This is a genomic window from Curtobacterium guangdongense (assembly GCF_049341845.1).
In the GTDB taxonomy this organism is placed as follows: Bacteria; Actinomycetota; Actinomycetes; order Actinomycetales; family Microbacteriaceae; genus Curtobacterium; species Curtobacterium guangdongense.
This window is the reverse complement of record NZ_JBMPIT010000025.1, coordinates 1-1,443: the sequence shown is the minus strand read 5'-3', so window position 1 is coordinate 1,443 and position 1,443 is coordinate 1. Positions and strand designations below refer to the sequence as shown.

At 70.6% G+C, this 1,443-nt stretch carries 1 protein-coding gene; it reads left to right on the top strand.

The window, feature by feature from the left end; all coding sequences use genetic code 11:
* Positions 1–1,156 (top strand): DUF7654 domain-containing protein (locus tag ACO0E1_RS18885; protein ID WP_422875573.1); only part of this gene is annotated, 1,156 nt, incomplete at its 5' end.
* Positions 1,157–1,443 lie beyond the last annotated feature (287 nt).

The following is a 1,443-nucleotide window of genomic DNA, read 5'->3' as shown; positions in this document are numbered from 1 at the left end:
GGTGGTGGTGCTCGGGGTGTGGATCGCGACGCGGTTGGGCACGATCGAGGCCGTCCTCGGCACCGTCTACCCCGGACACCGGCTCGAGCACACCGGTGCCCTGCCGAACTCCGGTCTCGTCGCGATGTTCAGCGGGCCGTTCCAGGGCGCCCTGCAGAACGGCGTGAACGACTACCTGTCCTTCAACCCGTCCGAGGCGTCCACACCGATGATGCTCTGCGTCTTCCTCGTGCCGATGCTCGCGTGGCTGGCGTTCCGGGGCGGATGGCGTGCCTCGCGCATCGACTGGCTCGCGCTCTCGGTGCTGGCGGCCGGCGCGCTGGTGTTCGCCTTCCTGCTGGTCCCCGGGTGGGACCGCGTCGCCCACCTGCTCCTCCTCGACCGCTCGACGACCAGGCGGCTCCGGTTGGCGTTCGACCTGCTCAACGTCATCGGGTTCGCGGTGGTCGCGATGCGCCTCGACCAGCAGCGACGGCGTGGCCCGTGGATCCCGACGGCGCTGGCGATGGCCCTCGCCGGCGGTGCGACCCTGGCCGTCTGGGCGGTGCTCCGCGTGCGGGCGTTCAGCGTGATCGACGCCGCGCACGACTGGCGACTCGTCGGACTGCTGCTCGTGCTCGCGGTGGCCTTCGTGGCCAGGCGGTTCGTGTTCGCGGGCGCTGCGGCCTTCCTCGTCGCGACGCTCCTCGTCGGGCTCGGCGTCAACCCGCTCTACCGCGGGGTGTTCGAGCTGCCGGAGGACACGAAGGCCGGACGCGCGATCGAGGCCATCGAGGCGAAGCACCCCGACGCGAAGTGGGTCGGCATCGGCACGACCGCGCAGACGGCCATGCTCGTCCAGTCCGGCGTGCACGCCTTCAACGGTGTGCAGACCTACCCGCCGAAGGAGATGTGGCACGAGATCGACCCGTCCGGCAAGTACGAGGACGAGTGGAACCGCCTCGCGAACGTGAACTGGACGGTCGGGAAGGGTGAGCCCACCGTGACGAACCCCTACCGCGACCAGGTGCTCGTGACGTTCGACGCGTGCAGTCGCTTCGCGCAGCGCAACGTGCAGTACGTGCTGTCGGACTCGCCCGTCGACTCGTCGTGCCTCGCGCAGGTCGGGGACTACCGGCAGGGCGGTCTCGACATGCACGTCTACCGCGTGGACTGACCCGCACCACCGGACGGCGGTGTCTGCGCTGGGAGAGCGCCGCCGTCCGCTACGATTCCCAGCGGCCGGTGCGCGTTCGGCCACGGAAGGGACCGTCACCGAACGCCTCGGCGGAACCGTCGGCTCCCCGCCGAGGCACAGCAGCGAGAGGACCGACGTGAGCGTTTCGACCGGGACCGTGGGAACGGCAGGACCGATCGGGTGGCGTCAGCGGGTGTCGGCGTTGGTGGAGCCGCGGGTGTCTGGGTTGCCGCGGTTGTGGGTGGTGGTGTCGTTCCCGGTGCTGG